Annotated in this window: 4 protein-coding genes; 2 read left to right on the top strand and 2 right to left on the bottom strand. The window is 74.8% G+C overall.

What is annotated here, in order from left to right; translation table 11 throughout:
- Positions 1-580 (top strand): sigma factor-like helix-turn-helix DNA-binding protein (locus tag AC13HU_RS35060; RefSeq protein WP_483046038.1); only part of this gene is annotated, 580 nt, incomplete at its 5' end.
- The gene (locus AC13HU_RS35055) at positions 577-786 is read left to right on the top strand and encodes a hypothetical protein (RefSeq protein ID WP_483046037.1); all 210 of its coding nucleotides are present in this window, start codon (positions 577-579) and stop codon (positions 784-786) included. The genes AC13HU_RS35060 and AC13HU_RS35055, both read left to right, overlap by 4 nt.
- Positions 787-928: 142 nt before the next feature.
- Here AC13HU_RS35055 and AC13HU_RS35050 read toward each other — a convergent pair whose 3' ends face one another.
- Positions 929-2,095 carry a cystathionine gamma-synthase gene (locus tag AC13HU_RS35050; protein ID WP_483046036.1) on the bottom strand — a complete coding sequence of 389 codons (1,167 nt, stop codon included), beginning with the start codon at positions 2,093-2,095 and terminating at the stop codon, positions 929-931.
- A 118-nt stretch (positions 2,096-2,213) separates the two neighbouring features.
- Positions 2,214-2,879: an NADPH-dependent F420 reductase gene (locus tag AC13HU_RS35045; RefSeq protein WP_483046035.1), complete on the bottom strand. Its 666-nt coding sequence runs from the start codon at positions 2,877-2,879 to the stop codon at positions 2,214-2,216.
- Between the last annotated feature and the right edge of the window lie 24 nt (positions 2,880-2,903).

The raw sequence follows: 2,903 nt of genomic DNA, 5'->3' as shown, positions 1-2,903 counted from the left end.
GGGCACCCCCACGCCGCAGGCCGTGGGGGTGCCCCCGACCGACGACAACACCGGAGGCGCGGTCGCGGGGCGGCGCGAGCCCGCTCCCTGTCGCGCCCCAGGTCGTCGGCGCCGGACGGCCGCGGAGACCCGCCGGGACGCCGAGTTCACGGCGTTCGTCGCGGGCGCGGGCAGACGGCTGCTGCACTCCGCCGAACTCCTCACCGGCGATCGGGCCGACGCCGACCGGTTGCTCACGGCCGCGCTCGCCCGCCTCTACGCCGACTGGCCGGGCCTCGACGGCGACGACCCCTACGACCGGGCCCGCTGCGAACTGTTCGTGCGGTACGCCTACCGGCCCTGGCGCCGCCCCCGCGGCGGGCCCCTCGACGGGCTCACCGCGCGCGAACGCCTCATCGTCACCATGCGGTACTTCGAGGGGATCGGCGAGGAGCAGACCGCGGCGCTGCTCGGGATGGCGGTCGAGCGGGTCGGGGAGATCGCCGCGCACAGCGGGGCGCGGCTGCGCAGCCGGCCGGCCCGGGCCGCGCCCCCGCCCCGGGCCGCCCGGTCCCGTACGACCTGGGCGGTCGGGCGGTGAGCGAGGGCGCTGGGCGACCGCCGAACCGCCGCGAGGCCGAGTTGCGGCGGCTCCTCGACACCCCGCACCCGCAGGTGCCCGCCGACCTCGCGCAGCGCGCTGCCGCGCGGGGCCGCCGCGTCATCGTCCACCGCCGCGTCTTCCGCTATGCGGTGTGCGTGATACTCCTCGCCGCGGCCACCACCGCAGCGGTCCTCCTCGCCTGAACCCCCGGGTGCCCCTTGAGCGTTGCCCTTCTTCCGTGGAAGAAGCCGCAGTTGCTCAGCGGCGGGGAGAACTGCGCGAGCAACCCACCACCGGGGGTGGTCCCTTGACCGGCCGACCGACGGAACGGGGCACCCGGGTGGGTCAGTTGAGCGCGTTGCGGAGGTCGTCGATGAGGTCGTCGACCGCCTCGATGCCGACCGAGATCCGTACGAGGTCCGCCGGAACCTCGAGCGCGGAGCCGGCGACGGACGCGTGCGTCATACGCCCGGGGTGCTCGATCAGGGACTCGACCCCGCCGAGCGATTCCCCGAGCGTGAAGAGCTCCGCACGGTCGCAAACGGCCACCGCCGCGTCCTCACCGCCGGTCACCTGGAAGGACACCATCCCGCCGAAGCCACGCATCTGCTTCGCGGCGACCTCGTGCCCGGGGTGCGAGGCGAGCCCGGGGTAGTAGACGCGGGTGACCTTCTCGTGGCCTGCCAGCATCTCCGCGATCCGCGCGGCGTTCTCGCTGTGCCGGTCCATCCGCACCGCGAGCGTCTTGATCCCGCGCATGACCAGCCACGCGTCGAACGGCCCGGCCACCGCGCCCATCGCGTTCTGGTGGTACGCCAACTCCTCGCCGAGCGTGGCGTCGGAGGTGACCAGCGCGCCGCCGACGACGTCGGAGTGCCCGCCCATGTACTTGGTCATGGAGTGCACCACCACGTCCGCGCCCAGGGCCAACGGCTGCTGGAGGTAGGGGCTGGCGAAGGTGTTGTCGACCACCAGCCGCACCCCGGCCTGGCGGGCCACCCCGGCGAGCGACGCGATGTCGGTGATGCCGAGCAGCGGGTTGGACGGCGTCTCCACCCAGATCAGCTTGGTCTCCGGCCGTACGGCGTCGCGTACCGCCTGCACGTCGGAGGTGTCGGCGACCGACCACCGCACGCCCCACCGCTCGGCGACCTTCGAGAAGAGCCGGAAGGTGCCGCCATAGGCGTCGTTGGGGATGACCACGTGGTCGCCGGGCGTCAGCACCGTACGCAGCAGGCAGTCCTCCGCGGCCAGGCCGGACGCGAAGGCGAGGCCGCGGCTGCCGCCTTCGAGGGCGGCGAGGTTCTGTTCAAGTGCGGTGCGGGTCGGGTTGGCCGAGCGGCTGTACTCGTAACCGTCGCGCAGGCCGCCGACGCCGTCCTGCTTGTACGTCGACACCTGGTAGATCGGCGTGACCACCGCACCGGTCTGCGCGTCGGCCGGTTGGCCTGCGTGGATCGCCAGGGTCTCGAAGTGCTGGTGTGCACGCGGGTGGTGAGGGCTATCGTTCATGCCGCCGAGCGTAGCCGCCGAGCGCCGTCACCGAGCGCCGTCACCGGCTGATCGGCGCCGCGCGCCGGACCGGACGCAGTGGCGGACCCGCCGGGCCCGGCGGCGGCCGGTGGACGGCTCAGACCCGCGCGTCGCCGCGGGCGGGGACGCGCGGGATCGCCGCGCTCGGGTCGTGCCCGGCGAACACCAGCGCGATCACCATGCCTGCCACCTCCTCCAGTTGACGGGCACGGCGCAGCGGGCCGACGGTCACGGGCTCGGCGCCGGCGTCGCGTATGAGGTCGGCGGCGGTGCTCAGGGCCGTCTCGTCGTCGCCCGCGATCGGTACGGTGACCGGTTCGCGGCCCGGCGACCACTGGTCCGAAGGGAAGAGGTGGAACGCCTTGACCACGTGCGCGCCCGGGGCGAGGTCCGCGATGTGCTCGGCGGCGGCGCGGCCGTCGGTCACGAGGTGCTCGCCGACGCCGTGGTCGACCGCGTTGACCGGGTCGATCAGGGCGGTCCCGGACAGTGCGCCACCGGGGGCGCCCGCCGCGCGCAGGATGTCGGGCACCCCGGTCCAGAGGACGGCGAGCAGCACGGCGTCCCGCCCGGCGACCGCCTCGGCGGGGGTGGCGACCGCGCGGGCGGTGCCGCCACTGCCCGTGTCGCCGCCCATCGCGACCGCCGCGGCCCCGGCCTTCTCCGGCGAACGGCCGCCGACCACCACGTCGTGTCCGGCCCGTACCCAGGCCGCGCCGAGGGCGGCCGCCAGGGTGCCGGTGCCGAGAATCCCGATCCTCATCGTGTGCTCCCGAAGGTGTGTGCG

Source organism: Streptomyces sp. NH27 (genome assembly GCF_056859195.1).
The sequence above is the reverse complement of the archived record's forward strand: the minus strand, read 5'-3'. Positions and strand labels throughout refer to the sequence as shown.